The organism is Kitasatospora sp. NPDC001547, from assembly GCF_042894165.1.
GTDB lineage: Bacteria > Actinomycetota > Actinomycetes > Streptomycetales > Streptomycetaceae > Kitasatospora.
Map to the genome: position 1 here is coordinate 168,407 of NZ_JBIAVL010000012.1, position 26,117 is coordinate 194,523.

Here is a 26,117-nt window from a genome sequence, read left to right on the forward strand (position 1 = left end):
CCAGGGAGGTCGACACGTGCCCCGCAGCACCCGCCGCCGACCGGCGCTCGCGCACCCGGAGACCGAGGAGATCGACCTCTTCGACATCCTGCACGCGCTCTCCGACCCCACCCGGATGACCATCGTCCGCATCCTGCGCACCGAGTCCGAGCGGGCCTGCGGCACCTTCCCGGTGGACGTCGCGCCCTCCACGCTGAGCCACCACTTCAAGGTGCTGCGCGAGTCCGGCCTGATCAGCCAGCGCGAGGAGGCCAACCGGCGCTTCTCCGCCCTGCGCACGGTCGACCTGGAGCGGCGCTTCCCCGGCCTGCTCGACACCGTCCTCGCCGCCCACGCCCGGACGGTGGGCGAGTAGGACCGCGGCTCCGTGGTCCCGGACGGGCTGGGCGGCGCCGGTGGCGGTGTCGGCCGGTGGGCCGGGACTGGCTCGGTGGCGGTGTCGGCCGGTGGGCCGGGACTGGCTCGGCGGCGGCGCCGGCCGGTTTGCCGAGGAGAGCTCAACGCCGGTGCCAGACCGCCCAGTTCTGCTGGGCGTCGAACCGTTCGACGTACCAGTCGGCGGGGTGGTCGGGCCAGTACGCCTCCGGCGGCCGGCCCGCCTCGGGCAGCGGGAGGACCATGACGTTCGCCTCCGCCGGGACGGGCTGCCAACGCGGGTCGCGGAACCACACCCGCCCCCGGTAGACCTCGAAGGTCTGGGCGGCCCGCAGCGACCAGTCGACGTCCCACGCGAACACCACGTCGTCGTCCTGGTCGATCCCGGAGGCGCGGGTGAAGCCCGTGGCCAGGCCCTCCCGCCCCGCCGAGTGCGGCCGGGCGACCTGCGCGGTGATCGTCACGGTCGCGAAGGCGGCGAACAGCGCCAGCGAGACCCCGAGCGCCCCGAGCACCCGGCGGCCCCCGGCGCCGCGCAGCAGGACCACCCCGCCGAGCACGACCAGCGCGGCGGCGGAGGCGCGGGGCATGTCCAGCCGGCCCCAGTCGGAGGCCAGGAACGAGACGTCGGGCAGGCTCCACGGGATGAAGTTCGACGTGCGCAGCTCCGCGCCGGCCGCCAGTGTCACGCCCACCGCGAGCAGCAGGACGAGCCCGGCCGTCACCGCCGCCGCCCGGCGCAGCGCGCGGCGCCGGTACCCGGCGAGCACCGCGACGCCCGTCACGAAGGCCGCCGGGACGAGGCAGGAGGTGTAGCGGGCGTACACCCAGTCGTCGACCCGGCCGTCCGGCGGCAGCGCGGCGGCGGAGGCCAGCGCGGTGCCGAACAGCAGCGCCACCAGGACGCCGCCGGTGATCCGCGATGCCCGCGGCAGGCGGCGGTCGAACAGCGCGTACAGGCAGGCGACGACGGCGACTCCGCCGATGCCCCAGGTGGAGGTGATGAAGTACCACGTCTGGCCGGCGGTCCGGGCGAGGGTCCGCCCGGCGAGCGCCGGGTCGGTCAGGCCCTGCCAGAGGAGGCTGCCGACCGCGCTGTCCTGGACGGTGAACCGCGCGTGCAGCCAGGCGGCCAGCAGTTCGGCGCCGAGCACGCCGAGGCCGAGCGTCGCGAGCCCCGCCGCGGTGGCGCGCCACGGCGCCCGGCGCAGCACCAGCACGCCGAGCAGGACGGCGGCGGTCAGCGCGACCACCACGCCACCGCGGTCGTGCACCGCCATCGCGTAGCCGGCCGAGGCTCCCGCCCCGGCGGCGTGCCAGGCGCGGCGGCGCGGCGGGCCGTCGGCGAGCCAGCCGTGCAGGCAGAGCAGCCAGGCGAGCACCAGGACGGGCAGGACGGCGTCGGTCATCGCGAACTGCGAGTAGAAGACCACCGGCGGCAGCAGCGCGGTCGCGGCGGCGAAGAGGTATCCGGGCCGGCGGTCCAGGCCGAGGCGGCGCAGCGCGACGTAGGCGAGCGGGAGGACCAGCGCGTTGACGGCGGCGTTGACGCCCATGACCAGGCGGTAGGCGGTCACCGGATCGTCGGCCAGCCGCAGCGCGGGGGAGATCAGCAGCGGGTACCCGCCAGGGACGACCACGCCGACCGGGATCTCGGTCGCCGAGCCGCCGGCCAGTACCCGGGCCAGGGCGAGGTAGGAGTCCTCGTCGGGGTGGACGGACGGGAAGCTCATCTGCCGGACGAGGGCGAGCCGGAACAGCAGCTCGGCGAGGTACCCGGCGAGCAGGACGGCGGCGGGCCGGGTGGCGGCCGTCCGGATCGTCGTGCGGGGCGGCATGGAGGTGCCCCCTTCGGTCGGAACAGTCGGGCGACTGTATATGTCGTTGGACTGAATATGTAGTCCAACTGGTTCCGAGGAGGGAGCGTTCCCGGCGGTTTCCGGCGGTTTCCGGTGGTTCCCTGCGGCCCTACGGCCCTACGGCTTCGCGCGGCGCGGCTGCCCCGCGTCCGGGCCGCTCAGCGCAGCCGCGAGGAGGACAGGATCGACGCCAGGTGGGCGACCACCATGCCCCAGGTGATCACCGTGATGCCCGCGAGGGTCCATCGCGTCGCGTCCAGGTTGCCGAGCCCGGCGTCCACCGCGGCCGCCGCCAGCAGCACCAGCGAGGCCTCGATGCCGTTCGTCACCCGGTGGATCTTGAACACCGAGGCGACCCTGCGGGCCGTCGCGATGCCCTGGGAGCGCGGCTGCGTCGACTCCTCGGTCGCCGGGAGCTGCCCGCTGCGGGCCCGGGCGACGTCCACCAGGTCCGTCGAGGCCTTGAGCAGCACCACGCCCAGCGCGGCCGCCAGCCCCGCCGACACCCACAGCTCCGAGCCGCCGCGCGCCGCCCGTACGCCCGCACCGATCATCAGCGCGGCATCCGCCAGGTAGGCGCCGAGCCGGTCCACGTACACCCCGGCCATGCTGAACCGGCGCTTCCAGCGCGCCACTTCGCCGTCCACGCAGTCGAACAGCAGGAACAGCTGGAACAGCACGACGGCCAGCACCGCACCGGTCAGGCCGGGGATCAGCAGGGCCGCGCCGCCGCCGACCCCGCACGCCACCATCACCCAGGTGAGGGTGTTCGGCGACACCGGGGTGCGCACCAGCTGCCGGGTGGTCCGCAGCGAGATCCGCCGCATGTAGAGCCGGCCCGCCCAGTGCTCGCCGTTGCGGCTCTGAAGCTTGGCCTGCGGCTGGCACACCTCGCGCAGCTCGGCGAGCGCCGGAGCAGCCACCATGACGACATCCCTCCACCTGTCCCGAAACGATCACCACAGGCTACGGCCTCCGGGGAGACGCCCGGACCAGCCGGTACGCCGCCGTCCGTACCGGAAGTGTCCGCCGGTGGAAGGCCCGTGGAAGGCCCGTCGAACGCGCAGTGGACCCGGCCGCGGCCCGGCCCGGGCCCGTCCGCTCGGGCGTCCCGGGCCCCGCGCCCGTCGGTGAAAACCGGTGGGCCGCCCGAACGCCCCCGGGCTAGGCTGCGCGGGTTCGCCGGAACCCGAAGCCCGAAGCCCGGGGCCCGACCGCCCCCTTCCGCACGCCGGTCGACGCGGTCCGCGCCGCCCCGGAGCGGAACGAGGAGCACAGAACCATGGTGACCACGGGAAGCCCGTCCCAGAGCCCCGACCTGGCCTTACTGCTGGACGACCACCGCCCGCAGGGCCCGGTCGAGAATGCCGACCACGAGCGGGCCCGCGGCCTCCTCGGCGTCGCCGACGCCTGGAACCGGAGCACCTTCCCGCTCCACTTCACCGCCTCCGCGCTGATCGTCCACCCGCCGACCCGCCGCGTCCTGCTGCGCTGGCACGTCCGTCAGCAGGCCTGGCTGCACGTCGGCGGCCACGGCGACCCGGGGGAGACCCGGCCGTTGGACATCGCCCTGCGCGAGGGCCTGGAGGAGACCGGCCTGACCGACCTCACCCCCTGGCCCGGCCCCGCCCTCGTCCACCTCGCCGTGGTGCCCGTCCCCGCGTCGCCCACCGAACCCGCGCACGAGCACGCCGACCTGCGCTTCCTGCTGGCCACCGGTACCCCGGAGCAGGCCCGGCCGGAGAACCCGGCGTCCCCGCTGGAGTGGCTCACCGTCGAGGAGGCCAGGCGGCGGACCACCGAGGAGAACCTCCGGGAGACCCTCGACCGCGCCGCCCGCCTGCTGCCGGCCGTCTGACCCGCTGCCGCTGCCGCTCGACCGACTCCCGCTGCCGCTCGACCGACTCCTGCCGCCGCCCGACCGAATCCCTCCTGGAGACCACCGGATGCACACCGACCAGATCCTGATCTTCGACGCCGACGACACGCTCTGGGAGAACAACGTCCTCTTCGAGCGGGTCATCGACGGCTTCCTGGACTGGGTCGCCGCCCCCGCCGAGCACGAGCGCACCAGGGCCCTGCTCGACGAGATCGAGGCCGTCAACTCCGCCACCCTCGGCTACGGCGCCACCGTCTTCCGGCAGAGCCTCACCGACTGCCTGCAGCGGCTCAACGGCCGCACCCCCACCGCCGACGAGCTGGCCCGGATCGAGGCCCTGCTCACCCCGCTGACCAGCCGGAACGTCGAACTGATCGCCGGTGTCGCGGACACCCTGGCCACCCTCGCCGACCGCCACCACCTGCTGCTGCTCACCAAGGGCGACCAGGGCGAACAGCAGCGCAAGGTCACCGAGTCCACCATCGACCACCACTTCCGCGGCGTCCACATCGTCGCCGAGAAGTCGGTCGACACCTACCGGCGGCTCACCGCCGACCTCGGCCTCGACCCCGACCGGACCTGGATGATCGGCAACTCGCCCAAGTCCGACATCGCCCCCGCCCGCCGGGCCGGCCTGCGCACCGTCTTCATCCCGCACCAGCACACCTGGGTGCTGGAGCACGCGGAACTCGGCCCGGACGAGGCGACGCTGCAGCTCGGGACCTTCCCCGAGCTGCTGCGCCACTTCTGACCGCGGCTTGTCGACTGCCGGCCGTCGTGGCTGATCAGGCGACCAGCGCGGCCGCCGGCACGGGCGTCCCGTCCCGGTACAGCCAGGCCCGCTCGGCGGCCGACCAGACGCCGGCCGTCAGCAGGTAGAGCACGGCGGCCACCGGCACCAGTGCCGCGAACAGCACCGACCCGAACGACAGGTACGGCAGCAGTCCCGCCCCCGGCTGCGGGGCGGACTGCGCCGCCACCGTCGCCGCGGCCGCGCGCCGGGCCCGGCGGAAGTTGACGTACCCGACCGCCGCCAGCCCGGCGAACAGCACCCCGAACACCGCCCACTGCCCGGCGCCGTGCGCGCCCGTGACGTGCAGTCCCAGCGGAACGCCGAACAGGGTGTCGTCCAGCAGGTCGTTCGGGGTGGTGAACAGGCGGTACATCACCGAGAAGAACGGAACCTGCACCAGCAGCGGCAGGCACCCCGCGAACGGCGACACCTGCTCCTTCCGGTACATCTCGGCCAGCGCCTCCCGCAGCTTCTCCGGGCGCTTCCCGTACTTCTCCCTCAGCGCGGCGACCTTCGGCGCCAGCCGCGCCCTGGCCTTCTCCCCGCGCGCCGCCGCCCGCGCCAGCGGATGCAGCGCCAGCCGGACGGCGACGGTGAACAGGACGATGGCCAGCGCGGTCGGCACCAGGTGGGCGACGGCGGCGACGACGGCGTGCGCCAGGGCGACGGCAGGATCGAGAACAGCGAGTACGGACATGGTGGAGCGAGCCCTCCGGGGTCTCATGACATGAGTGGTCGGCGGAGGACGGCCGTGCGGAACTGCCTACGGAACGAGGGGTTTCACGCGGCCGCCAGGGCCGCTCCCGGCGCCCTGGGGCGTCGCCTGCCCCGGGCGTCCGGATCACGCTGCGGAAGGAACGCCGTACCGAACGCCCGACGCCGCAGCACCCCGCTGCGCACCGCCGCCGGCGCCCGCGCTCCCGAGAGCCGCGCCCCGGCCAGCGCCCCGGCGACCGCCCCGGCCACCAGCACCACGGCCGCGACGGCGGCAACCGACGCGAGCGTCCCGCTGTCGGCCACCAACTCCCCGGTCAACACCCGGAGCAGGCCCAGCAGCATCGCAACCACGGTCACGGCGCGCTCCCCCTCCCGGCGTCCCATCGGCTCCCTGACGTACCAGCAGGATCATCCTACGGCCCGTCCGGTTCCGGCTGCTACGGCGAATCCGCTGCTTCCACCCACACCCGGGTGCCCCCGTCCGCCTCCGCCGCCAGCCAGATCGTCTCCCCCAGCCGCTTGTTGTGCCCGGGCAGCGGCTCGGCGATGAAGGAGCCGTACCGCAGGGGCCCCGCAGTCGCCGGGGCCGGCGACCCGGCCCGACGGAACCCCTCCAGCGTGTAGGAGCCGAACCCGGTGCCGGGGTGCGGGCCCATCGTGATTCCCAGGTCGGCCAGGAATCCTTGCTCCGCGCCCGGCGGCAACCGGAACGAGAGGAACGCCAGGTCATCCTGGAGCCCCTTCAGGTACGACCACCGCACCTCGACCGCCGACGCGGACGGCCGGACCCGCGAGAACTCGATGACCTGCTCCAAGGAGACCGTCATCCACGAGCCCGGCCGCCCACTGTTCGCGGGTGGGTTCCGCTCCAGGTCCCGTACCCAGGCCCGCGCTCCCACCAGGCCGACGACCAACAACACCGGCAGCAGCGCTACCCCGAGCAGCACCCAGCGCCGTTTCACCGGGTCTCCCTCCCAGGGTCCGTGACAGTGCCTTCACGGTCGGCGCCCCGTTCGCCGGAACCCGCCGGCTGCGCGGGGCCGCCGGCCCATCCGCCGGCCAGTGCCTGGACGTGTTCGAACCTAGCGGATCGGGCGCGGTCGGCGAGGGCTTTCGGAGGGGCTGCGGGGGTGTAGCCAGAGGTGCTACGCGGGGCTACCGTGGAGGGATGAGGACGATTACCCAGCGGGAGTTCCGGAACAACTCCGCCGCGGTGATGGACGCGGTGGAGGCGGGGGAAACCTTCCACATCACCAGGAACGGGGTCGAGGTCGCGGAGCTGCGGCCGGTGTCCGGGAGGCGGCGGCTCACGGCGGAGGAGCTGGTGGCGCGGCACGTGAAACTGCCGCGGGTGGACTACCAGCGGATGCGCAAGGAGGCTGAGGAGTACTTCGGGCCCGAGGAGCTGGTGGGGGACGAGGGCGACGACCCGTTCGAGCGGCGGCGTGGCTGAGCGCCGCAGAGCGTCCCGGCGGCGGCCGGCCGGGGTGCTGGACACCTGTGTCTACATCGACCTGGCGCTGCTCAACCCCGCCGACCTGCCGGCCGTGCCGGAACTGACCGCGATCACCTTCGCCGAGCTGCAGCAGGGCGTGTCGATGGCCCGCGACCCGGTCAGCCGGGCGGACCGGCTGGAGGTGCTGGGCGCTGCCATGGCGGACTTCGACCCGCTGCCCTTCGACGCGGCGGCCGCCGCCCGCTACGGCACCCTGGTCACCCTCACCATCGCCGCCGGCCGGCAGCCGCGCCCGCGCCGGATCGACCTGATGATCGCCGCGGTCGCCTCGGCCCACGGGCTGCCGCTGTACACCCGCAACCTGGCGGACTTCCGGGGGCTCGGCTCGGCGGTGGAGGTCATCGGGGTGTGAGGGCGGCGGTCCCCCCGCCCGGACCGCGGTCAGCCCAGGCGGACCGTCGTCCCGGTCGCCGCGGAGGTGCGGGCCGCTTCCAGCACGGCCAGGGCGGCCACCGCGTCGCGCGGGTCGACCGGGGGCGGGGTGCCCGGGGTGGCCAGGGCGGCGGCGATGCCCGCGTAGAAGGCGGGGTAGTCGCCCGGCTCGGTCGGCAGCGAGATCGCGGACTCGTCGGTGCCGAGGGTGCCGTAGTGCGAGGGCTGGTCGGCGCCCCAGGGGCGGGTGCCGTCCGGGCGCAGGCCCGCCCGCAGGTCGGCCTCCTGCGGATCCATGCCGGGCTTGACGTAGCCGGCGGTGTCCCCGAGCACCCGCAGCCGGGGCCCGATCAGCGGGGTGATGGCGCTGGTCCACAGGTGGGAGCGGGTGCCGGAGGCGTGGGTGAGGGCCAGGAAGGCGTCGTCGTCCACCACCGCGCCGTCGCGCCGCACGTCGATCTCCGCGTACACCGTCTCGACCGGCCCGAACAGGGTGAGCGCCTGGTCGACCAGGTGGCTGCCCAGGTCGTACAGGGTGCCGCCGACCTCGGCCGGGTCCGCCAACTCCCGCCAGCCCGGCTTGGGCTTGGGGCGGAAGCGCTCGAAGCGGGACTCGAAGCGGTGCACCCGGCCGAGCGCGCCGCCGTGCACCAGCCGGCTCGCGGTGAGGAAGTCGCCGTCCCAGCGCCGGTTGTGGAAGACCGAGAGCAGCACGCCCCGCTCCTCGGCGAGCCGGCACAGCTCCAGCGCCTCGGCGGCGGTGCCGGCCAGCGGCTTGTCCACCACGGTGGCCAGGCCGGCCCGCAGGGCGGCGCGGGCGAGCGGCGCGTGGGTGCGGTTCGGCGAGGCGATGACGACCAGGTCGAGCGCGTCCGGGTCGGCGAGCAACTGCTCGGGGGTGTCCACGGCGCGGGCACCGGGGTGCTCCCGCGCCAGCTGGGCACGCCGCTCGGGGTTGGCGGTGACCACGGCGTCCAGCCGGAGCCCCGGCGTGGTGGCGATCAGCGGCGCGTGGAACGCGGAGCCGGCCAGGCCGTAGCCGATCAGGCCGACGCGGAACGGACCGGGGGTCGTCTTCGGGTTCATACGCCTACTCAATCACGAGGCACCCGGTTGCTCCCGGTTTCGACGGAACGGCCGCCGCCCGGTGTGGGCGGTGGCTGCGCGCCACTGCCGGTGCCGGTGCCAGTGGCCGCGTGCCGGTGCCGGTGTCCCGGTGGACGGGACGTCCTGTCCCCGGACACCCGGGCGGATTAGGCTGTGCCGCGTCAGGGCCCTCGTATTTCGCAAGACGCTGCAACACTTCGGGAGACACGCACGTGGCAGAGCGCAAGCCCATCGAGTCCTGGCTGACCGACATGGACGGGGTCCTCATCCACGAGGGCACGCCGATCCCCGGGGCGGAGGAGTTCCTGCGCAGGCTGCGGGAGTCCGGCAAGCCCTTCCTGGTCCTCACCAACAACTCCATCTACACCCCGCGCGACCTCAGCGCCCGGCTCGCCGGGATGGGGCTGGAGGTGCCGGAGGAGTGCATCTGGACCTCCGCCCTGGCCACGGCCAGTTTCCTCAAGAGCCAGCGGCCGAAGGGGACCGCGTACGTGATCGGCGAGGCGGGGCTCACCACCGCGCTGTACCAGGCCGGTTACGTGCTGACCGACAACAACCCCGACTACGTCGTGCTCGGCGAGACCCGCACCTACTCCTTCGAGGCGCTCACCAAGGCGATCCGCCTGATCAACCAGGGTGCCCGGTTCATCTGCACCAACCCGGACGAGACCGGCCCCTCCACCGAGGGCGTGCTGCCGGCCACCGGCTCGGTCGCGGCCCTGATCACCAAGGCGACCGGGGTCGAGCCGTACTTCGTCGGCAAGCCCAACCCGCTGATGATGCGCGAGGCGCTGAACACCGCCGGCGCCCACTCCGAGACGGCGGTGATGATCGGCGACCGGATGGACACCGACATCGTCGCGGGCATGGAGGCCGGCATGGAGACCATCCTGGTGCTCACCGGCCTGACCTCCGCCGCCGACGTGGAGCGCTTCCCGTACCGGCCGACCCGGGTGGTCAAGTCGATCGCGGACCTGGTCGAGCTGGTCTAGAGCCCCTGGTCGGGCCCCTCGTCGGGTCGGTCGGGCCGCTCGTCGGGCTCCTCGTCGGACTGGCCCCGGGCAGTGCGTCCGGCGGTCCGCGTCGGACCGGTGCCTGGCGGGAACCGGCGGAGACCCCCTAACCTCTGCGGTGCTGTCGTGGGCCCCGTTCCGGTCGATCGCCGGAGCGGGGCCGCTTCGTACCTGCGGGGAGGGCCGGGCGGATGGGCGTGACGGGGGAGTCACAGGGGCTGGGGGAGAAGCGGGTCACCTGGGCGGAGCTCTACTTCGACCTGGTGTTCGTCTTCGCGATCACCCAGGTCTCCGGGCTGCTGCACCACCACCACGACGGGACGGGGCTGGTCCGGGCACTGGTGGTGTTCGTGCCGGTGTACTGGTGCTGGGTGGGCACCACCGTGCAGGCCAACATCCGGGACGTGGACAACCTGCGGGACCGGCTGGGCATCCTGCTGGTCGGGCTGGCCGGCCTGTTCATGGCGCTGGCGGTCCCGGGCGCGTACGGCGGGCGGGGCGTGCTGCTCGGCGCCGCGTACTGGCTGGCCCGGGTGGTGCTGCTGCTCCTGGTGGTCCGCATCCCGGGCGCGTGGCGCGGGCCCTACGGGGTGGGCGTGCTGGTCAGCGGGCCGCTGCTGGTGGCGGGCGGGCTGCTGCCGGAGGGGCCGCGGCTCGCGCTGTGGGCGGCGGCCGCGCTCGGCGACCTGGCCGCGCCGCTGGTGTTCCGGCGGCGGCTCGCGGTGGTGGCGTACCACCCGGCGCACATGCCGGAGCGGTTCGCGCTGTTCCTGCTGGTGGTGCTCGGCGAGTCGATCGTCGGGATCGGCGGCACGGCGGCCGCGGCCCGGCTGGACGCGGCCGAACTCGCCACGGTGGCGGTGGCGTTCACGATCTCGGTGGGCCTGTGGTGGCAGTACTTCGTGTACGCGGCGGACGCCATGCGGCACGCCGTGGTGATCGCCGACTCGCGCCGGGACCTGGTCCGGCGGGTCTTCCAGTACGGGCACCTGGCGCTGGCGGCCGGGGTGATCGGGGTGGCGGTCGGCTTCGGGGAGACGGTCGCGGACCCGCGGCGGGCGCTCGGCGCGGGGCCGGTGGCGCTGCTGTACGGCGGGTGCGGGCTGTACCTGCTGACCTTCGGCTACACGCGCTGGATGATGTTCCGTCAGGTCGCGGCGACCAGGATCGCCGCGGCGGGGGTGGTGCTGGCGCTGCTGCCCGCGATGGTGCGGCTGCCGGCGCTGGTGGTGCTGCTGGTGCTCGCGGTGCTGCTGGTGGCGCTCAACGTGGTGGAGCACCTGAGGGTGGAGCGGCGGGTGGCGGAGCGGCGGGACGTGGAGCGGCGGGACGCGGAGCGGGAAGTGGATCCGGCGACGGAGCGGGCGGTGGCCGTCCGGAGTCCGGAATCCGCTCCGGGGGAGTGAGTTGTCGGTGGGGCTGTGTAGCGTTCGGGGTGAAAGAGGGCGTGCGGCGCAGCAGCCGCGGTGTGGGAGGTAGATGTCGTGACGGACACGGTCGAGGCGGGCGTGGTCGAGGCCGGCGTGGGCGGCGGGCTGGAGCTGCCCGAGTCCTGGCACGGGGTGCTGGGCGCCGAGACGGAGAAGCCGTACTTCGCCGAGCTGGCGGCCTTCGTGGCGGCCCAGCGTGCGGAGCACGAGGTGTTCCCCCCGAGCGGCCAGGAGTTCGCCGCGCTGGAGGCCACCCCGTACGACAAGGTCCGGGTGCTCGTGCTCGGCCAGGACCCCTACCACGACAACGGCCAGGCCCACGGCATGAGCTTCTCGGTGCTGCCGGGCACCAGGACGCCGCCGTCGCTGCGCAACATCTTCAAGGAACTGGACGCCGACCTGGGCATCCCGGCCCCGGACAACGGCTACCTGATGCACTGGGCCGAGCAGGGCGTGCTGCTGCTCAACGCGGTGCTCACGGTCCGCGCGCACGAGGCCAACTCGCACAAGGCGAAGGGCTGGGAGAAGTTCACCGACGCGGTGATCAAGGCGGTGAGCGACCGCGAGGAGCCGGTCGTCTTCGTGCTGTGGGGCAACTACGCGAAGAAGAAGCTGCCGCTGATCGACACCACCAGGCACGTGGTGGTGCAGGGGGCGCACCCGTCGCCGCTGTCGGCCAAGCTGTTCTTCGGCAGCCGTCCGTTCTCGCAGATCAACGCCGCGCTGGAATCCTTCGGCGGCGAGCCGATCGACTGGCGGGTGCCGAACCTGAAGGAGGCCTGAGCCCCGGCGGGAGCGCTCGGGTGGTGCTTCGCGGGTTCTGAGCGTCGGTGGCCGTGGGCCGGGCGGGTTCGATGTCCCGTTCGCCCACGGCCACTTGCCGTTCACCGGCGGTGGCCGACGGCCGGTTCCGGGTGTGCTTAGCTGGTGCCGACCGGTCGCCGGACCGGTCCCGGGGAGGGGCGGTACGTGCGCGGGCTGGGGCGGACAGGGACGTTGCGGGGGGCCGCGGGGGCGCTGCTGGCCGGGGTGGTACTGGCGGCCGTGTCCGGCTGCGGCGGCTCGGCGGGCGGTGGCGCACCGGGCGCCGCTCCGGGGGCGGGGCAGAGCCCGGCCGCGGTCACCGGCCCGGGTGCGGGAGGGGCCGGCGGTGCGGGTGCGGGCGGGGGCCTGGCGCAGATCCCCGGACAGGCCTTCTACGTCTCCGACCGGACCAACGCCGCCCACCAGGTGACCGCGCTGCGCGGCCAGGGCCGGACGGCGGAGGCCGAGACCCTGCTGCGGATCGCCGCCCAGCCCTCCTCCCAGTGGCTCGGCGAGCAGGGCGCCAAGGAGATTGCCGAGCAGGTGAGCCGGCGGGCCACCGAGGCGGGCCGGACGGCGGTCTTCGTCGCGTACGACATCCCGCACCGCGACTGCGGCCAGTACTCGGCCGGCGGCGCCCCCGACGCGGCTGCCTACCGGGCCTGGATCACCGGCGTCGCCCAGGCCCTCGGCGACCGCAGGGCCTGGGTGGTGCTGGAGCCGGACGCCGTGGCGCACACCCTGGACAGCTGCGGTATCAAGGGCGACCTGGCCGCCGAGCGGTACGGCCTGCTCGCCTTCGCCGTCCAGGAGCTGAAGAAGAACCCGAACGCGCGGGTCTACCTGGACGCGGGCAACCCCGGCTGGGCCCAGGACCCGGAGGAACTGGCCGCGGCCCTGCGCAAGTCGGGCATCGCGGCGGCGGACGGCTTCGCCGTGAACGTCGCCAACTTCTACGACACCGACCGGAACGCGGCGTACGGCGCCAGGCTCTCCGCGGCCCTGGGCGGGAAGAACTTCGTCATCGACACCAGCCGCAGCGGCAACGGTGCGCTGGGCGGCGACGCGTGGTGCAACCCGGCCGGGCGGGCGCTCGGCGAGCGGCCGACCACCGAGACCGGCCGGCCGGGAGTGGACGCCTACCTGTGGATCAAGAACCCGGGGGAGTCGGACGGCGACTGCGGCCGGGGCGAGCCCCGGGCGGGCGAGTTCTGGCTGCCGTACGCGCTGGGGCTCGCGCAGGCGGCGCGCTGAGGCCGCCGGCGCCTGAGGTTGCGCGGATGCCTGCGGTCGCGCCCGGGCGTCAGTCGGTGACCTGGATCCAGCGGGCGACCGACGGGGTGCCGGCGGCGTCCGTCAGGAACAGCATGTACCAGCCCGGCGGCAGCAGGTTGGGGTTGCCGGGCAGGGTGAGCGAGACGCCGTCCGCCGTCCGTCCCGTGACGTCCAGGGCCACCGAGCGCTGCTCGACGTCCGTCACGTGGGTGACCGAACTCGGCCTTATCAGCTTGGCGGTGGCGACCGCCTCCGGCCGCGCCGTCCCGACGGTGACGGTGCCGCCGAGCCTGGCCGCCTCCGGAACGGCCCCGACCTGCGGGCGGTCGCCGCGGTACAGGTACGGCGGGGTCCAGATCTCGATGCGCTGCTCGAAGCCGCCCGGCTGGGTCTCGGCCTTGTCCGCGAAGAGCGGGTTGGAGCCCAGCACGGCGACCCGGCCGTCCGGCAGCAGCAGCGCCTCGGAATGGTAGTTGCGGCCGACGATCGGCGCGGCGGCGGTGCTGAAGCTGTTGGAGTCCGGGTGGTACACCTGCGCCTTGAGCAGGTCGCTGTCGCCCCGGCCGCGGTAGCCGCTGGAGCCGCCGGTGGTGAAGACGGTGTCGTCCGGGAGGATCACGCTGTTGAGGTAGCGGGTGCCGCCGGCCGGCAGGTCCGGGCCCGGGGCGAAGGAGGGGACGGCGGAGGAGAGGTCCGCGATGTCGGTGCGGGCCGTGGACAGCGGGGACTCGCCGACACCGCCGCCGCCGAGCACCATCACCTTCTGCACCTGCGCGGGCGGCAGCAGCACCGAGGAGGAGGTCTCGGTGAGGCCCGGGTCGCGCAGGCCGGGGACGGGCTGGAAGGCCCCGTTCGACAGGTCCCACACGCCGGGCTCGCGGCCCTTGTCGCCGGGGCCGTACCCGCCGTTGGAGCCAGAGTAGAAGAGCTTGCCGGAGGCGGTGAGGAAGATCGCCGGGTAGGTCGGGAAGTAGTGGTCGGGGCCCTTGGACCAGGACTTGCTCTTCGGGTCGTAGATCTCGTTGTCGTTGCCGTCGAGGATCTCCCCGGTGTCGTCCAGCCCGGAGACGGTGACCACCCGGCCGTCGCCCAGCCCGGTCAGCGTCGGGTACCAGCGGGCGTGGGCCATGTCGGTGACCGGCTCGTACAGCTCGGTGTCCGGGTTGAACTCGAAGGCGGAGCGGATGCCCTGGTACTCCTGCTTGTCCAGGGTCAGCTTCTCGTTCTGCCCGTACAGGTTGCGGGCGTCGGCGCCGCTCAGGCCCTTGATCCGGTACTGGGCGGGGGAGCCGGAGACGTACTCCGGGCCGGGCCCGACCGCCTCCACGTACACGTGCTGCTCCCCGGCGGTGACCACGGTCTGCCTGCCGGAGCCGGTCTTGGTCGCGGCCGGGACGGTCACCGGGGCGGTGCTGGCGTACTCGTGGCCGTCCGGGGAGACGAAGACGGTGCCCTTCGGGAAGGTCCGGTCGCGCTCCGGGCTCTCGTTGCGCACCCGCATGATGCCCGCCGCCTTCTTCACGGCGCCGGCCAGCTTCTCGTAGCGCTGGGTGCCGCCGGCCACCAGGACGCGGCCGTCCGGGAGCGAGGTGTGGCCGCCGCAGAACATGTCCGCCGGGGTGGGGACCAGCTTGTAGGTGTTCCCCGCCGGGTCCCAGAGCAGGCTCTTGAAGGTGCCCGCGTTGAACTGCTTCTCGTCGTTGCCGGAGCCCGCCACGATCAGGACCTTGCCGGTGCGCAGCAGGGTCGCGTGCACGGCGTTGACCCGGAACTCGGCTGGCAGCGACAGGGTCTGCCAGTGGCCGTACCGCGCCTTGTACTCGGGCCGGTTGATCACGTAGTGGTGGTACTGCTCGGAGGCGAAGCCGAGGACGGCCGGCGCGTTCATCCCGGCCACGGTCAGCGCGACGGTGCTGCCGAGGGCGAGGCGCTTGGTGCGGCCGGCCTTGTGGATCTTCACGGTGGGTGCTCCCCTCGGGAGACGGTCGGGGGCGGGGCGGTCGGGGGCGGCTCTGGTGCGGATCGGTGGGCGGCGCTGTTCGGTGCTGTTCGGTATGGGGCACTGTTCGGTGGACGGTGCTGCTCAGCGGGAGGGCGTGCCGCTGCGGGCGTGGTCGGGTGCGGTCCGTAGGGGCTGGGCGGGCTGGGCGGGCTGGGCGGACGGTTCGGGCGGTGCGGGCCGGGGCGCCGTCGGGACGGGCTGGGGCGGACCGGAGAGCCGGGCGGCTCGGGGGTCGCGGGCGTGGCGCGGGCGGCGCCTCTCCAGGACGACCCGCGGGGCCGCCGTCGGGCCGCCGGTGACGGTGAGGGTGGCGGTGGGACGGGTCCGGCGGCGGCGGACGGCGTCGCCCGCGCTGATCAGGACCGGCAGGAGGGTGAGCGCCAGGGCGATCCAGGCCCAGGTGCGCATCGCGGCGTGGTCGTAGCCGGTGAAGTAGGAGGCGGTGATCGCGCCGCCGAACACCAGGGTCCAGAACAGGTGGAAGCGGAAGGTGCCGAGCCGGTCGGTGCTGGCCGAGCGGCCCTTCGGCGTCACCACGAAGCGGCTGCGGCGGCGTGCCAGCGCCTGGAGCAGCGAGGCCGCGTAGACCGGACCGCAGAGCGCCGACATCGCCATGCCGGCGACCCCGGAGGAGCCGGCCGGCTCGTGCGGGCTCACGTTGTGCTTGCGGTTCCAGGTGTAGAGGAGGAGCTGGAGCGCGGCGGCGTCGCTGTAGAGCATCATCCAGATCTCCGAGGAGACGTGCACGCCCGAGGCGCCGAAGCCCAGGTAGAGCACGCTGGACAGGCCGCCGAGCAGCCAGGTGAGCGCCGCCATCGGGTAGAAGCCCACCATCAGCGAGTAGTTGAGCAGCCGCCCGGGCGACAGCCGCCACAGCACCCGCCAGTACTGGGTGAGCAGGGTCTCGTAGGTGCCGCGGCTCCAGCGCAGTTGCTGGGAGAAGAAGTCGGTCCAGGAGGACGGCCCCTCGCCGACCGCGAGCACGTCCGGGGTGTACACGGACTTCCAGCGTTCCCCGGTCTGCGGGTTCCGGCGCCGGTGGAACTCCAGACCGGTCGCCATGTCCTCGGTGATGGAGTCGTACAACCCGCCGATCGACTGGAGTGCGCTGATTCTGACGGCGTTGTTGGTACCCACGAACATGGGCGCGCCGTAACGGTTTCCGGCGCGTTGGATGAGGGCGTGGAAGAGGTACTGCTGGCTCTCGGAGAATTTGGTGACGGCCGAACCGGAACTGCGGTAGTTCCCGTACACCTGGGGTCCGACCACGAATGCCACGTCGGGGTCGCGGAAGTAGCCGAGCATCCGCTCGCAGAAGTCCGGCAGCGGGACGTGGTCGGTGTCCACGGACACCCAGAACTCGTAGTCGTCGCCGTGGGCCTGGAGCCAGGCGTTGTAGTTGCCGTGCTTGGTTCCGGCGCGGAACCTGCCCTTCGGCCGGTTCCAGTGCGGCCGGCCGGCGCGACTGAAGTGGCGGACGCCCAGCTCGGTGCAGAGCGCCTGCATTGCAGGATCGTTTCCCTCGTCCAAGAGCCAGACGTCGTACGGACCGTCGTGCCGCACGGCCCGGGCCGCGGTCAGGGTGGCCCGGACCATCTCCGGCGGCTCCTTGCCCGGCACGCAGGTGGTGAGGAAGGCGACCCGGGTGCCGGGTTCCGGTGTCACCGGGACCGGGTCGCGGGCGACCAGCGTGGCATGGGTGTTGGAGACGACGTTGACCAGCCGGAACACCTCGACGACGGCGATGATGCCGATCATCACCTTGTCGCCGAGCAGCACCAGGCCGTTCGTCTCGTCCAGCCGCTCGGGCCAGTGCTCCGGCAGCAGCAGCCAGACCAGCAGCACCGCCTCCACCACGGGGGCGGCCATCAGCAGCAGCGCGGCGCGGATCCGGTGCGGCTCGCGGCGCAGCAGGCTGCGGTAGCGCACGCGGTAGGGCGCTGCGGGGGGCGGTTCGTCCGGGGCAGGGTCGTACGAGGCGGTGGCGTACGAGGCGGTGGCGTACGGGGCGGGTACGTACGGCGCGGGTCGGTACGACGTGGCCGGTTCCGGCCGGTAGACGCCGGCGCCGAGGTCGTCGTCCTCGTCAGGGTCGTGGGCCGGACCCGCGAGACGGCTGAAGTGGCCGTAGTCGTACGGGGCTTCGGGTACGGGAACGTCGCTCAGGGCGGCCTCGTCCAACTGCCCGGCACCTCGCCCGTGGGCCGTTCCGACGCCCTTTCGCCGTGAGAACGGCTTGGTCATGGCTGCTCCCCCCGGAGTTCGAGACTTGTTCGGCTCGCTCGGCTCGCTCGGCATCTGCGTGGGCTTGCCTCGACTCGGAGCCGTTTGGGGTGGAACAGGGGGAACCGGTCGGAATCGGCTGGAACGCGGCCCGGTGAACCGCGGTTCTCCGGCGGTTTCCGGGCTGTCCAGCACATTTCGGCGTGTGCGGCCGGTTCAGTTGTGCGTCGGTACGTCGGTACGGCGGCCTCGAATCCGGGATCCCGATGCACTCTCCAGCTTCCCCTCCGGACACGTCGGGATCCTTAACCTCCTCAACTCTCCCTGAGCGCAACGGTGATCGCAACCAATCCGGGAGATCGCCGCCGCCCAGGCGTGAAGATGCCGTGGTTCCGGCCGATCCGGTCGGTGCGGGTGCTATTGCGGCGAATTCGTTCCGGCCGAGCGGAGGACGCGTGGAACTCGGAGGCGGTGGAGGGCGGTTGAGGAGGCGGGCGCGGAGGCAGCGGAACCGGCCGGACCGCCCTCGGGGCGATCCGGCCGTCTGCGCGGGAGCCGTGCCGGCCCGTGCCGGGTTCGCGCTGTCCGCGCGGGAGCCGTGCTGGGTTCCGGCTGCGGCTGGACTGGTCAGAGCGGGGGCAGCAGGGTGGCGCCGGTCGCCGCCTGCACCTCGGCGAAGTCCACGCCCGGTGCCGTCTCCACCACCCGTAGACCCTCCGGGGTCACGTCGACCACCGCGAGGTCCGTGACGATCCGGTCCACGACTCCCCGGCCGGTCGCGGGAAGCGACAGCTGCTCGACGATCTTCGGCGAGCCGTCCCGGGCGGTGTGCTCCATCACCACGATCAGCCGACGGGCCCCGTGCACCAGGTCCATCGCGCCGCCCATGCCCTTGACCATCTTGCCGGGGATCATCCAGTTGGCGAGGTCCCCGGCGGCCGACACCTGCATCGCGCCGAGCACCGAGACGTCGATCCGCCCGGCCCGGATCATGCCGAAGGAGAAGGCGGAGTCGAAGTACGAGGCGCCGGGGGCGACCGTCACCGTCTCCTTCCCGGCGTTGATCAGGTCGGCGTGCTCGGCGCCCTCCTCCGGGTACGGGCCGACGCCGAGGATGCCGTTCTCCGAGTGCAGCACCACCTCGACGCCCGGCGGGAGGTGGTTGGGGATCAGGGTCGGCAGGCCGATGCCCAGGTTCACGTACTGGCCGTCGCGCAACTCGCGCGCGGCGCGGGCGGCCAGGGCGTTGCGCGGGTCGAGGCCGGGGGCCGGGGCCTCGGCGACGGCCGGTGCGGGGGTGGACGCCGGTGCGGGGGCGGTCGCGGTGCGGGCGGCGGTCTTGGTGACGGCGGTCTCGGTGGGCATCGGGTCAGGCCTCCTGGCGTGCGGGGCGGAAGGTCCGGCGTTCGACGCGGCGGTCCAGGGGGTCGGCGGCCACCACCCGGTCGACGTACACCCCGGGCAGGTGCACCGCGTCCGGAGGGAGTTCGCCCGGCTCGACGATCCGGTCCGCCTCGACCAGGGTGATCCGGCCCGCCGCCGCGCAGAGCGGGTTGAAGTTCCGGGCGGCGGCGTGGAACACGCAGTTGCCGTGCCGGTCCGCCACCTCGGCCCGGATCAGCGCGAAGTCCGCCCTGATCGCCTCCTCCAGCAGGTACCGGCGGCCACCGAACTCGCGGACCTCCTTGGGCGGGGAGGCCAGGGCCACCGAGCCGTCGGCCGCGTAGCGCCAGGGCAGCCCGCCCTCCTCGACCTGGGTGCCGACCCCGGCCGGGGTGAAGAACGCCGGGATCCCGGCGCCGCCCGCCCGCAGCCGCTCGGCCAGCGTGCCCTGCGGGGTCAGCTCCACCTCCAACTCGCCGGAGAGGTACTGCCGGGCGAACTCCTTGTTCTCCCCGACGTACGAAGAGGTCATCCGGGCGATCCGGCCCGCCCGCAGCAGCAGGCCCAGCCCCCAGTCGTCCACCCCGCAGTTGTTCGAGACCACCCGCAGCCCGGTGGCACCGGAGTCCACCAGGGCGCCGATCAGCGTGCTCGGGATGCCGCAGAGGCCGAAGCCGCCGACGGCCAGCACCGCGCCGTCGGGGATGTCCCCGACCGCGTCGGCGGGGGAGTCCAGGACCTTGTCCAAGGGGTCACCTCGTGAGGGAGTGGGAGGAGGGGAGGCGGGCGGTGCGAGGGGCCCCGGGAGGAGCGGGCGGGAGGGAGGCGGGGCAGGCGGGGGCAGGCGGGAGAGCAGCTGGGAGGGGAGGCCGGCGGGCTTCGGGAACCGCGCGGAGCCCGTGGCCGCACCAGGCCGGGCTGGGTCCTGCCTGGGCCGGACCGGGTCGGGCACGCCGCTGGGGTGGCTGCCGCCGGACGGGCTCCGCGCCCCTCCACCGTCACCGGCCGGGGCCGCATCAGCCATGGCGGCCGCCCCCACGGGTGAGCGGGGAACCGTGTCGGTGTCCCACACCTGGGCGCCCGGAGAACAGCGGCGGGCCGACGGTATGGAGGCCGGAGCCACATCCCGATGGCCTGATGCATCGGCCGGGCACATGTCGCCGCCCCCACCGCACACCTACGGTTCCCGCAATCACCCCGCCGCACCTCAGGAGTCGGTCATCATGCGCAGCTCGACAACGCCCTCCAGGACTGCCGCCGGCGTCGGCCCGGGTGACTCCCTGACCGGCGGCCCGGCCCGGAAGCTCGCCGCCCTCGCGGCCTGCGTCCTGCTCGCCTCGGGCTGCGCCAAGGCCGGTACGGCCGGGACGAGCGCGGCGGACGGTGGAACGAAGGGCCCGGTCAAGGTCGGCCTGGTGTACTCCAAGACCGGGCCACTGGCCGCCTACGGCAAGCAGTACCTGGAGGGCTTCAAGGCCGGCCTGAACTACGCGACCAAGGGCACCGGGGCGGTCGACGGGCACAGGATCGAGTTCGAGGAGCAGGACGACGCCGGCGACCCGGCCAAGGCGGTGTCCGCCGCCAAGGACCTGATCGGCAAGGGCTACAAGGTGCTGGCCGGATCCACCGCCTCCGGTGTGGCCCTCCAGGTCGGCCCGATCGCCGCCCAGAACAAGGTGCTCTTCATCAGCGGACCGGCCGCCGCCGACAAGGCCACCGGCCTGAACAAGTACACCTTCCGTTCCGGCCGCCAGTCCTACCAGGACATCAGGACCGCGGCCTCGTTCGTCGGTGACGCGAAGGGCAAGAAGGTCACCGTGCTCGCTCAGGACAACGCCTTCGGCCAGGCCAACGTGGCCGCCGTGAAGGCGGTGCTCGGTGCCGAGGGGGCGACGGTCGACCAGGTGCTCGCCCCGCCGAGCGCCACCGACCTCACCCCCTTCGCCACCCAGGCCAAGACCGCCAAGCCCGACCTGCTGTTCGTCGCCTGGGCCGGCGACACCGCCTCGGCCCTGTGGACGGCGCTCAACCAGCAGGACGCGTTCGCGGACACCAAGGTCGTCACGGGCCTCGACCTGGCCGCCTCCTACCCGCTGTTCGGCCCGGCGGGCGAGAAGATCTCCTTCCTGAACCACTACTTCGACGGCGCCGCCGGCACCCCGGTGGAGAAGGCCATGACCGAGGCCGTCACCGCCGCCGGAGGGAAGACGGACATCTTCACCCCGGACGGCTTCACCGCCGCCCAGATGATCGTGCACGCCGTCGAGTCCAACCACGGCTCCACCGACGACACTTCGGCCCTGGTCAAGGCGCTGGAGGGCTGGAGCTTCGACGGGGTGAAGGGGAAGACCACCGTCCGCGCCGAGGACCACGCGCTGCTCCAGCCGATGTTCCAGGTGCGGCTGACCGGCAACGGCGCCGCCGCCAAGCCCTCGGTGGAGAAGACCCTGACCGCGGACGAGGCGGCACCCCCGGTCACCCCGATGGCGGGCTGATCCCGATGTCCGCCCGTACCTCCTCCACTCCTTCCGCCGCCCCCGCCTCCGGGCCCTCTGCGTTCTCCGGGCCGTCCTCGTCCTCCTCTCCGGTGCTGCGTCTGGACGGGCTCGGCTGGGCCGTCCGCGGCGTGCCGATCGTCGAGGACGTCTCCTTCTCGGTCGGCGAAGGCGAGTTCATCGCCTTCATCGGGCCCAACGGCGCCGGCAAGACCTCCCTCTTCAACCTGATCTCGGGCATCTACCCGGCGACCCACGGCAGCCTCCACCTCGACGGCGCGGACATCACCGCCGAGGCGGTGCACGCCAGGGCCCGCCGCGGGCTCGGCCGCACCTTCCAGACCTCCTCCCTCTGGCCGGGCACGACGGTCGCCGACCATGTCCGTCTGGCCGCCCAGGCGGCGGCCGGGCCTCGTGCCTCGTACCGGCTCTGGCGCCGGGCCGACCGCTACGAGCAGCAGTTGGCCGACACCCTGGAACGCACCGATCTCACCCACCGCGCGGACACCCTGGCCAGTGCGCTCTCGCACGGGGAGAAGCGCAAGCTGGAGCTGGCCGTCCTGCTGGTCTCCGAGCCCCGGCTGATCCTGCTGGACGAGCCGATGGCCGGTGTCAGCGCGGAGGAGGTGCCCGCCCTCACCGAGCTGATCCGTTCCGTGCACCGTGACCTGGGCCGGACCGTCCTGATGGTCGAGCACCACATGGACGTCCTGCTCGGCCTGGCCGACCGGCTGGCGGTGATGCACCACGGCACCCTGCTCGCCCTGGACACCCCCGAGGCCGTGATGGCCGACCCGACCGTGCAACAGGCCTACCTGGGTGAGGCGTTGTGACCTCCTCTCCGTTCTCCGCTCAGCGCCCGTCTCCCGCGGCGCACTTCGCCTCCTCGCTGCCGCCGGCTGTCGATCCCCTCCTCTCCGTCCGCGATCTGCGGGTGGTCGTCGACGGGCTGCACATCCTGCACGGTGTCGACTTCGACGTGGCCCCCGCCGGGGTGACCGCTCTCCTGGGCCGCAACGGCGCCGGAAAGACCACCACCGTCAAGGCCGTCATGGGCCTGGTGCCGCGTACCGGAAGCATCCGGCTCGCCGGTGCCGAACTCTCCTCCCTTCCCACGCATCTGGTCGTTCGCCACGGCATCGGGTACGCGCCCGAGGACCGGGGGATCTTCGCCGGCCTCACGGTCGCCGAGAACCTCCGCCTCGCCGAGCGCGCCGCCGGGAGCGGGGACGGGGCCGGTGAGCCGAACTACGCGCTCGTCCACGAGCTCTTCCCCGAACTCAAGCAGCGTGCCGGACAGCTGGCCGGGACGCTCTCCGGCGGCCAGCAGCAGATGGTGGCGATCGGCCGGACGCTGCTCAACCGCAACCGGTTGATCATCGCCGACGAGCCCACCAAGGGCCTGGCCCCGAAGATCGTCGCCGAGGTGGCCGAGGTGCTGGCCCGTGCGGCCGAGGCCGTGCCCGTCCTGCTGGTCGAGCAGAACCTCGCCCTCGTCCGCCGGCTGGCCGGCACCTGCGCCGTCCTGGCCGACGGCCGCACCGCCCACCGCGGGGACACCGCCGAGCTGTTGGCCGACGAGGAGGCCGCCCGCCGCCTGCTCGGCGTCGGCTCCCGTCACCCGCTCGCCGGCGGGCCCCGGCCCGCCGCCTCCCCGGCCACTCCCGTCGTCACCGCCGAGGTGAAGCCCTGATGGACACCGTCGTCCTCCTTTTCTGTACCGGGCTCGGTCTCGGTGCGCTGTACTTCCTGGTCGCCTCCGGTCTGTCGCTGATCTTCGGTCTGATGGACGTGCTCAACTTCGCGCACGGCGCCCTGCTCTCCATCGGCGCCTATGCCACCTGGTGGGCCGGCGCCGAGGCCGGCTTCTCCTTCTGGCTCGCGGTGCCGTTCGGCACCCTGGTCGGGACGGCCGCCGCCGTCCTGCTGGAGCTCTTCCTGATCCGGCCGCTCTACAGCCGCCCGCGCGACCAGATCCTTGCCACCGTCGGGGTCGGGCTGGCCGTACCCGCCCTGCTGATGGGGATCTGGGGCGCGGACTCCCGCCCCTTCCCCCAGCCGGAGCTGCTGTCCGGCACCTGGCACGTGCTCGGTGCGACCGTCCCGGTCAACCGCTTCGTGCTGGTGGCCGCCGCCGCACTGTTGCTGCTCACTCTTCGGTTGTTCCTCGCCCGCACCCGCTACGGGCTGATCGTCCGGGCCGGCGTCGAGGACCGGGCGATGGTCACGGCGCTCGGCATCGACGTCCGGAGGGCGTTCACCCTCGTCTTCGCCCTCGGTGGGGCGGCCGCCGCGCTGGGCGGCGCCCTCGGCGGCCTCTACTTCGGTTCGGTCAATCCCGGCCAGGGGACCGGCCTGCTCATCTTCGCCTTCGTCGTGGTGGTGATGGGCGGCATGGGCTCCGTGACCGGAGCCGCCGTCGCCTCGGTGGGCGTCGGCCTCGTCCAGCAGTTCGCCAACTACTACACGGGCGCCGGGCTCGGCGACCTCTCGGTCGTCGTCCTGCTCGCCGTGCTGCTTCTCGTCCGACCCCGTGGACTCACCGGGAGGCTCGCGTGAGCGCCGAAACACCGATCACGAGCACCGGTGGCCCCGCGGCCGGCCGCAGCGCCGCCGTTCCGGCAGGGGGGACTGACACCAGCCCTGCCGTGACCACCATGTCAGCAGAGGGGACTGACACCAGCTCCGCCGACACCGCCACTGTGGCAAGGGGGACTGACACCGGCCTTGCCGAGACCCATTGTGAACACAGGGCCGGGTCCGGCGCCATCCCTCGAACAGGTGATTCAGTCACTAATCGCTGGACAGTCATGCACGGAGCGCTACGCTGGTGGCCGATCGCCCTGCTGATCACGCTCCTTGTCGCCCCATACAGTGCGCTTCCCGTCCCGGGACTGCTCGACGGCCCGCTCGGCAGCCCCGGAAGCCTCCAACTGCTCGCCCTGTGCCTGTTGTACGGGGCCCTCGCCACCGGTTACGACCTCCTGCTCGGTCGGACCGGACTGCTCTCCTTCGGCCACGCGCTCTACTTCGCCACCGGCCTCTACGCCACCGACCTCGGCATGCTGGAGCTGCGACTGCCGTTCGCCGCCGCCGCGGTGTTCGGTGTCGCCTGCTCCGTGCTGCTGGCCCTGCTGCTCGGCTCGGTCAGCCTGCGCGTCACCGGCATCGGCTTCTCCATGGTCACCCTGGCCTTCGCCCAGGCCGGCTCCATCCTCGTCCAGCGCAACCCCGGCGGTGTCACCGGCGGCGAGGAGGGCCGCTCCGCCCCGGCCGACCTGCTGCCCGACGGGCTGCTCGGGATCGAGAACACCGCCAACCTCTACTGGATCGCCGTCGGCTACCTGGTGCTGACGCTCGCCGCCGTCCACTGGGCCGTCAACTCGCCGATGGGCCGGGTCTGGGAGGGCATCAGGGAGAACGAGCGCCGGGTCGAGGTGCTCGGGCTGCGGCCGTACGGCTACAAGCTGGTCGCCTTCGTGCTGGCCGGCGGGCTCGCCGGGCTGGGCGGGGTGGTCTACCTGCTGCTGACCGGCGGCGCCACCCCGCAGGCCGCCACCTCGGACGCCACGCTCGCGCTCCTGGTCATGGTCGTCCTCGGCGGCTCCGGCACCCGCTGGGGGCCGCTGCTCGGCGGGGTCCTCTACACCTGGGCGAGCCACCGGCTCGGCGACCTCGCCAACTCGTCGACCGTCGCCGACCTGCCGGCGGCGCTGCGCGTGCCGCTCTCCCAACCCCTGTTCCTGCTGGGCGCCCTGTTCGTCGCCGTGGTCTACCTGCTGCCCGGCGGCCTGGCTAGACTGCCTGCCCGCATCCGCGCCGACCGATCCGCCCGGTCCGCTCCGGCGCCGGCCGGCCCCGGAACCGCCCACCCCACCGGAGGTACCCCCGCGTGAGCCAGTCGCCGCTGAAGCCCGAGGAGTTGACCGTCCCCGTGCCCGGTGGGGACCTGGCCGTCCTGCGCTGGCCGGCCGACGACCCGCGGGCCCCGACGGTCGTGGCGGTGCACGGCATCACCGCCAACGGCCTCGCCTGGTACGAGGTCGCCCGCCGACTGGCCGGCCGGGTCACCTTGCTCGCGCCCGACCTGCGCGGCCGCGGCGCCAGCCGCTCGGTCGCCGGACCGTACGGACTGGCCCGGCACGCCGACGACGTGGCCGCGCTGATCGGCACTCTCGGCTCGGGGCCCGCCATGGTGGTCGGCCACTCGATGGGGGCCTGGGTCACCGCCCTGGCCGCCGTCCGGCACCCCGACCTGGTCCGGCGCGTCCTGCTGGTCGACGGGGCGGTGACCTTCCCGCTGCCGCGGGGCGTCCGCGAGCAGGACGCCCTGGCCGCGGTGCTCGGCCCCGCGCTGGCCCGGCTGTCCACGACCTTCCCGGACCGGGACGCCTACCGGGAGTTCTGGCGCGGGCACCCCGCCTTCGCCGGCGGGTGGACCGAGGGGATCGACGCCTACACCCAGCGCGACCTCGTCGGGGCGGAGCCCGAACTGCGTTCCTCCTGCGTGCTGGAGGCCGTGCAGACCGACGGCGCCCAGGTCCTGCTGGACGAGGACGCGGCCGCCGCCGTGCACCGGCTGCCCTGCCCGGCCGACCTGCTCTGGGCCGAGCGCGGGCTGCTGGACGAGCCGCAGGGCCTCTACGACCACGGGCGGATCGGGCTGGCCGGGCTGGACCCGGAGAAGGTGACGGCCACGCCGGTGCCGGGGACCAACCACTACTCGATCCTCTGGGGCGAGGCCGGGGCGGACCGCATCGTCCGCATACTGCTGGCGGACGCCCTCGCCGTCGGGTAGCCGAGCCGCCCCGGGATCCGACTGGTACGGGGAACGGCGGCCGGCGGGGTGCGAGAACCCGCCGACCGCCGCCGGT

At 73.6% G+C, this 26,117-nt stretch carries 25 protein-coding genes; 15 read left to right on the forward strand and 10 right to left on the reverse strand.

The annotated features are described in order from the left end of the window. Positions 1-16: 16 nt before the first annotated feature. Complete coding sequence (locus tag ACFY0X_RS22650) at positions 17-355, forward strand: ArsR/SmtB family transcription factor (RefSeq protein ID WP_387756969.1); 339 nt, start codon at positions 17-19, stop codon at positions 353-355. 142 nt (positions 356-497) lie between these two features. Here the strand turns inward: ACFY0X_RS22650 and ACFY0X_RS22655 are convergent, their stop codons facing one another. Both ACFY0X_RS22655 and ACFY0X_RS22660 read right to left on the reverse strand, forming a co-directional pair. Beyond that, positions 498-2,213, reverse strand: a complete 1,716-nt coding sequence (locus ACFY0X_RS22655; protein WP_387756970.1) for a phospholipid carrier-dependent glycosyltransferase — start codon at positions 2,211-2,213, stop codon at positions 498-500. A gap of 179 nt (positions 2,214-2,392) precedes the next feature. Then, positions 2,393-3,160 carry a CDP-alcohol phosphatidyltransferase family protein gene (locus tag ACFY0X_RS22660; protein ID WP_387756971.1) on the reverse strand — a complete coding sequence of 256 codons (768 nt, stop codon included), beginning with the start codon at positions 3,158-3,160 and terminating at the stop codon, positions 2,393-2,395. Between the two features lie 356 nt (positions 3,161-3,516). On the opposite strand from ACFY0X_RS22660, the gene ACFY0X_RS22665 reads away from it, so the two are divergent. After that, positions 3,517-4,092 (forward strand): NUDIX hydrolase, encoded by a 576-nt coding sequence (locus ACFY0X_RS22665; protein WP_387756972.1) that lies wholly within the window; start codon positions 3,517-3,519, stop codon positions 4,090-4,092. An 88-nt stretch (positions 4,093-4,180) separates the two neighbouring features. Further along, complete coding sequence (locus ACFY0X_RS22670; RefSeq protein WP_387756973.1) at positions 4,181-4,864, forward strand: HAD family hydrolase; 684 nt, start codon at positions 4,181-4,183, stop codon at positions 4,862-4,864. A gap of 34 nt (positions 4,865-4,898) precedes the next feature. Here the strand turns inward: ACFY0X_RS22670 and ACFY0X_RS22675 are convergent, their stop codons facing one another. From ACFY0X_RS22675 to ACFY0X_RS22685, 3 genes are all read right to left on the reverse strand, one after another. Further along, positions 4,899-5,603, reverse strand: a complete 705-nt coding sequence (locus ACFY0X_RS22675; protein ID WP_387756974.1) for a YidC/Oxa1 family membrane protein insertase — start codon at positions 5,601-5,603, stop codon at positions 4,899-4,901. Between the two features lie 83 nt (positions 5,604-5,686). Beyond that, a complete protein-coding gene (locus tag ACFY0X_RS22680; protein WP_387756975.1) occupies positions 5,687-5,980 on the reverse strand; it encodes a DUF6412 domain-containing protein in 294 nt (97 codons plus the stop codon). Positions 5,981-6,060: 80 nt separating this feature from the next. Continuing rightward, on the reverse strand, positions 6,061-6,585 hold the full coding sequence (locus ACFY0X_RS22685) for a hypothetical protein (protein WP_387756976.1): 525 nt from the start codon (positions 6,583-6,585) through the stop codon (positions 6,061-6,063). 206 nt (positions 6,586-6,791) lie between these two features. Here ACFY0X_RS22685 and ACFY0X_RS22690 point away from each other — a divergent pair, with 206 nt between their 5' ends. Both ACFY0X_RS22690 and ACFY0X_RS22695 read left to right on the forward strand, forming a co-directional pair. Beyond that, positions 6,792-7,076, forward strand: a complete 285-nt coding sequence (locus ACFY0X_RS22690; RefSeq protein ID WP_387756977.1) for a type II toxin-antitoxin system Phd/YefM family antitoxin — start codon at positions 6,792-6,794, stop codon at positions 7,074-7,076. Continuing rightward, positions 7,069-7,491: a type II toxin-antitoxin system VapC family toxin gene (locus tag ACFY0X_RS22695; protein WP_387756978.1), complete on the forward strand. Its 423-nt coding sequence runs from the start codon at positions 7,069-7,071 to the stop codon at positions 7,489-7,491. Before ACFY0X_RS22690 ends, ACFY0X_RS22695 begins: the two co-directional genes overlap by 8 nt. A 29-nt stretch (positions 7,492-7,520) precedes the next feature. Here the strand turns inward: ACFY0X_RS22695 and ACFY0X_RS22700 are convergent, their stop codons facing one another. Beyond that, complete coding sequence (locus tag ACFY0X_RS22700) at positions 7,521-8,597, reverse strand: Gfo/Idh/MocA family oxidoreductase (RefSeq protein ID WP_387756979.1); 1,077 nt, start codon at positions 8,595-8,597, stop codon at positions 7,521-7,523. A 233-nt stretch (positions 8,598-8,830) separates the two neighbouring features. Between ACFY0X_RS22700 and ACFY0X_RS22705 the strand changes: the two genes are divergently transcribed. From ACFY0X_RS22705 to ACFY0X_RS22720, 4 genes are all read left to right on the forward strand, one after another. Further along, a complete protein-coding gene (locus ACFY0X_RS22705) occupies positions 8,831-9,610 on the forward strand; it encodes an HAD-IIA family hydrolase (RefSeq protein WP_387756980.1) in 780 nt (259 codons plus the stop codon). Between the two features lie 212 nt (positions 9,611-9,822). Then, positions 9,823-11,037 (forward strand): low temperature requirement protein A, encoded by a 1,215-nt coding sequence (locus tag ACFY0X_RS22710; protein ID WP_387756981.1) that lies wholly within the window; start codon positions 9,823-9,825, stop codon positions 11,035-11,037. A 78-nt stretch (positions 11,038-11,115) separates the two neighbouring features. Next, positions 11,116-11,844 (forward strand): uracil-DNA glycosylase, encoded by a 729-nt coding sequence (locus ACFY0X_RS22715; protein WP_387756982.1) that lies wholly within the window; start codon positions 11,116-11,118, stop codon positions 11,842-11,844. 213 nt (positions 11,845-12,057) lie between these two features. After that, on the forward strand, positions 12,058-13,119 hold the full coding sequence (locus ACFY0X_RS22720) for a glycoside hydrolase family 6 protein (protein WP_387756983.1): 1,062 nt from the start codon (positions 12,058-12,060) through the stop codon (positions 13,117-13,119). A gap of 49 nt (positions 13,120-13,168) precedes the next feature. Here ACFY0X_RS22720 and ACFY0X_RS22725 read toward each other — a convergent pair whose 3' ends face one another. From ACFY0X_RS22725 to ACFY0X_RS22740, 4 genes are all read right to left on the reverse strand, one after another. Next, entirely contained in the window at positions 13,169-15,100 is a 1,932-nt protein-coding gene (locus ACFY0X_RS22725; RefSeq protein WP_387756984.1) for a galactose oxidase-like domain-containing protein, read from the reverse strand. Positions 15,101-15,223: 123 nt separating this feature from the next. After that, positions 15,224-17,323: a glycosyltransferase family 2 protein gene (locus ACFY0X_RS22730; protein WP_387756985.1), complete on the reverse strand. Its 2,100-nt coding sequence runs from the start codon at positions 17,321-17,323 to the stop codon at positions 15,224-15,226. A 669-nt stretch (positions 17,324-17,992) separates the two neighbouring features. Further along, a complete protein-coding gene (locus tag ACFY0X_RS22735; RefSeq protein WP_387756986.1) occupies positions 17,993-18,730 on the reverse strand; it encodes a 3-oxoacid CoA-transferase subunit B in 738 nt (245 codons plus the stop codon). A 4-nt stretch (positions 18,731-18,734) separates the two neighbouring features. Beyond that, on the reverse strand, positions 18,735-19,496 hold the full coding sequence (locus tag ACFY0X_RS22740) for a CoA transferase subunit A (protein ID WP_387756987.1): 762 nt from the start codon (positions 19,494-19,496) through the stop codon (positions 18,735-18,737). A 475-nt stretch (positions 19,497-19,971) separates the two neighbouring features. Here ACFY0X_RS22740 and ACFY0X_RS22745 point away from each other — a divergent pair, with 475 nt between their 5' ends. The 6 genes from ACFY0X_RS22745 (at position 19,972) to ACFY0X_RS22770 (ending at position 26,041) form a co-directional block, all read left to right on the forward strand. Further along, entirely contained in the window at positions 19,972-21,243 is a 1,272-nt protein-coding gene (locus ACFY0X_RS22745) for a substrate-binding domain-containing protein (RefSeq protein WP_387756988.1), read from the forward strand. Between the two features lie 92 nt (positions 21,244-21,335). Continuing rightward, the gene (locus ACFY0X_RS22750; RefSeq protein WP_387756989.1) at positions 21,336-22,076 is read left to right on the forward strand and encodes an ABC transporter ATP-binding protein; all 741 of its coding nucleotides are present in this window, start codon (positions 21,336-21,338) and stop codon (positions 22,074-22,076) included. A 56-nt stretch (positions 22,077-22,132) separates the two neighbouring features. Next, a complete protein-coding gene (locus tag ACFY0X_RS22755) occupies positions 22,133-22,936 on the forward strand; it encodes an ABC transporter ATP-binding protein (protein ID WP_387757065.1) in 804 nt (267 codons plus the stop codon). After that, positions 22,936-23,802 (forward strand): branched-chain amino acid ABC transporter permease, encoded by an 867-nt coding sequence (locus ACFY0X_RS22760; protein ID WP_387756990.1) that lies wholly within the window; start codon positions 22,936-22,938, stop codon positions 23,800-23,802. The genes ACFY0X_RS22755 and ACFY0X_RS22760 overlap by 1 nt, the downstream gene beginning before the upstream one ends. A 251-nt stretch (positions 23,803-24,053) precedes the next feature. Continuing rightward, complete coding sequence (locus tag ACFY0X_RS22765) at positions 24,054-25,139, forward strand: branched-chain amino acid ABC transporter permease (protein WP_387756991.1); 1,086 nt, start codon at positions 24,054-24,056, stop codon at positions 25,137-25,139. Continuing rightward, complete coding sequence (locus ACFY0X_RS22770) at positions 25,136-26,041, forward strand: alpha/beta fold hydrolase (RefSeq protein ID WP_387756992.1); 906 nt, start codon at positions 25,136-25,138, stop codon at positions 26,039-26,041. Before ACFY0X_RS22765 ends, ACFY0X_RS22770 begins: the two co-directional genes overlap by 4 nt. Positions 26,042-26,117 lie beyond the last annotated feature (76 nt).

Excerpts from the sequence above, each read along its gene's own strand:
- ACFY0X_RS22655 (WP_387756970.1), bottom strand. The coding sequence starts at position 2,213 with ATGCCGCCCCGCACGACGATCCGGACGGCCGCCACCCGGCCCGCCGCC.
- ACFY0X_RS22660 (WP_387756971.1), bottom strand. The coding sequence starts at position 3,160 with ATGGTGGCTGCTCCGGCGCTCGCCGAGCTGCGCGAGGTGTGCCAGCCG.
- ACFY0X_RS22665 (WP_387756972.1), top strand. The coding sequence starts at position 3,517 with ATGGTGACCACGGGAAGCCCGTCCCAGAGCCCCGACCTGGCCTTACTG.
- ACFY0X_RS22670 (WP_387756973.1), top strand. The coding sequence starts at position 4,181 with ATGCACACCGACCAGATCCTGATCTTCGACGCCGACGACACGCTCTGG.
- ACFY0X_RS22675 (WP_387756974.1), bottom strand. The coding sequence starts at position 5,603 with ATGTCCGTACTCGCTGTTCTCGATCCTGCCGTCGCCCTGGCGCACGCC.
- ACFY0X_RS22690 (WP_387756977.1), top strand. The coding sequence starts at position 6,792 with ATGAGGACGATTACCCAGCGGGAGTTCCGGAACAACTCCGCCGCGGTG.
- ACFY0X_RS22700 (WP_387756979.1), bottom strand. The coding sequence starts at position 8,597 with ATGAACCCGAAGACGACCCCCGGTCCGTTCCGCGTCGGCCTGATCGGC.
- ACFY0X_RS22710 (WP_387756981.1), top strand. The coding sequence starts at position 9,823 with ATGGGCGTGACGGGGGAGTCACAGGGGCTGGGGGAGAAGCGGGTCACC.
- ACFY0X_RS22735 (WP_387756986.1), bottom strand. The coding sequence starts at position 18,730 with ATGCCCACCGAGACCGCCGTCACCAAGACCGCCGCCCGCACCGCGACC.
- ACFY0X_RS22745 (WP_387756988.1), top strand. The coding sequence starts at position 19,972 with ATGCGCAGCTCGACAACGCCCTCCAGGACTGCCGCCGGCGTCGGCCCG.
- ACFY0X_RS22760 (WP_387756990.1), top strand. The coding sequence starts at position 22,936 with ATGGACACCGTCGTCCTCCTTTTCTGTACCGGGCTCGGTCTCGGTGCG.
- ACFY0X_RS22765 (WP_387756991.1), top strand. The coding sequence starts at position 24,054 with ATGCACGGAGCGCTACGCTGGTGGCCGATCGCCCTGCTGATCACGCTC.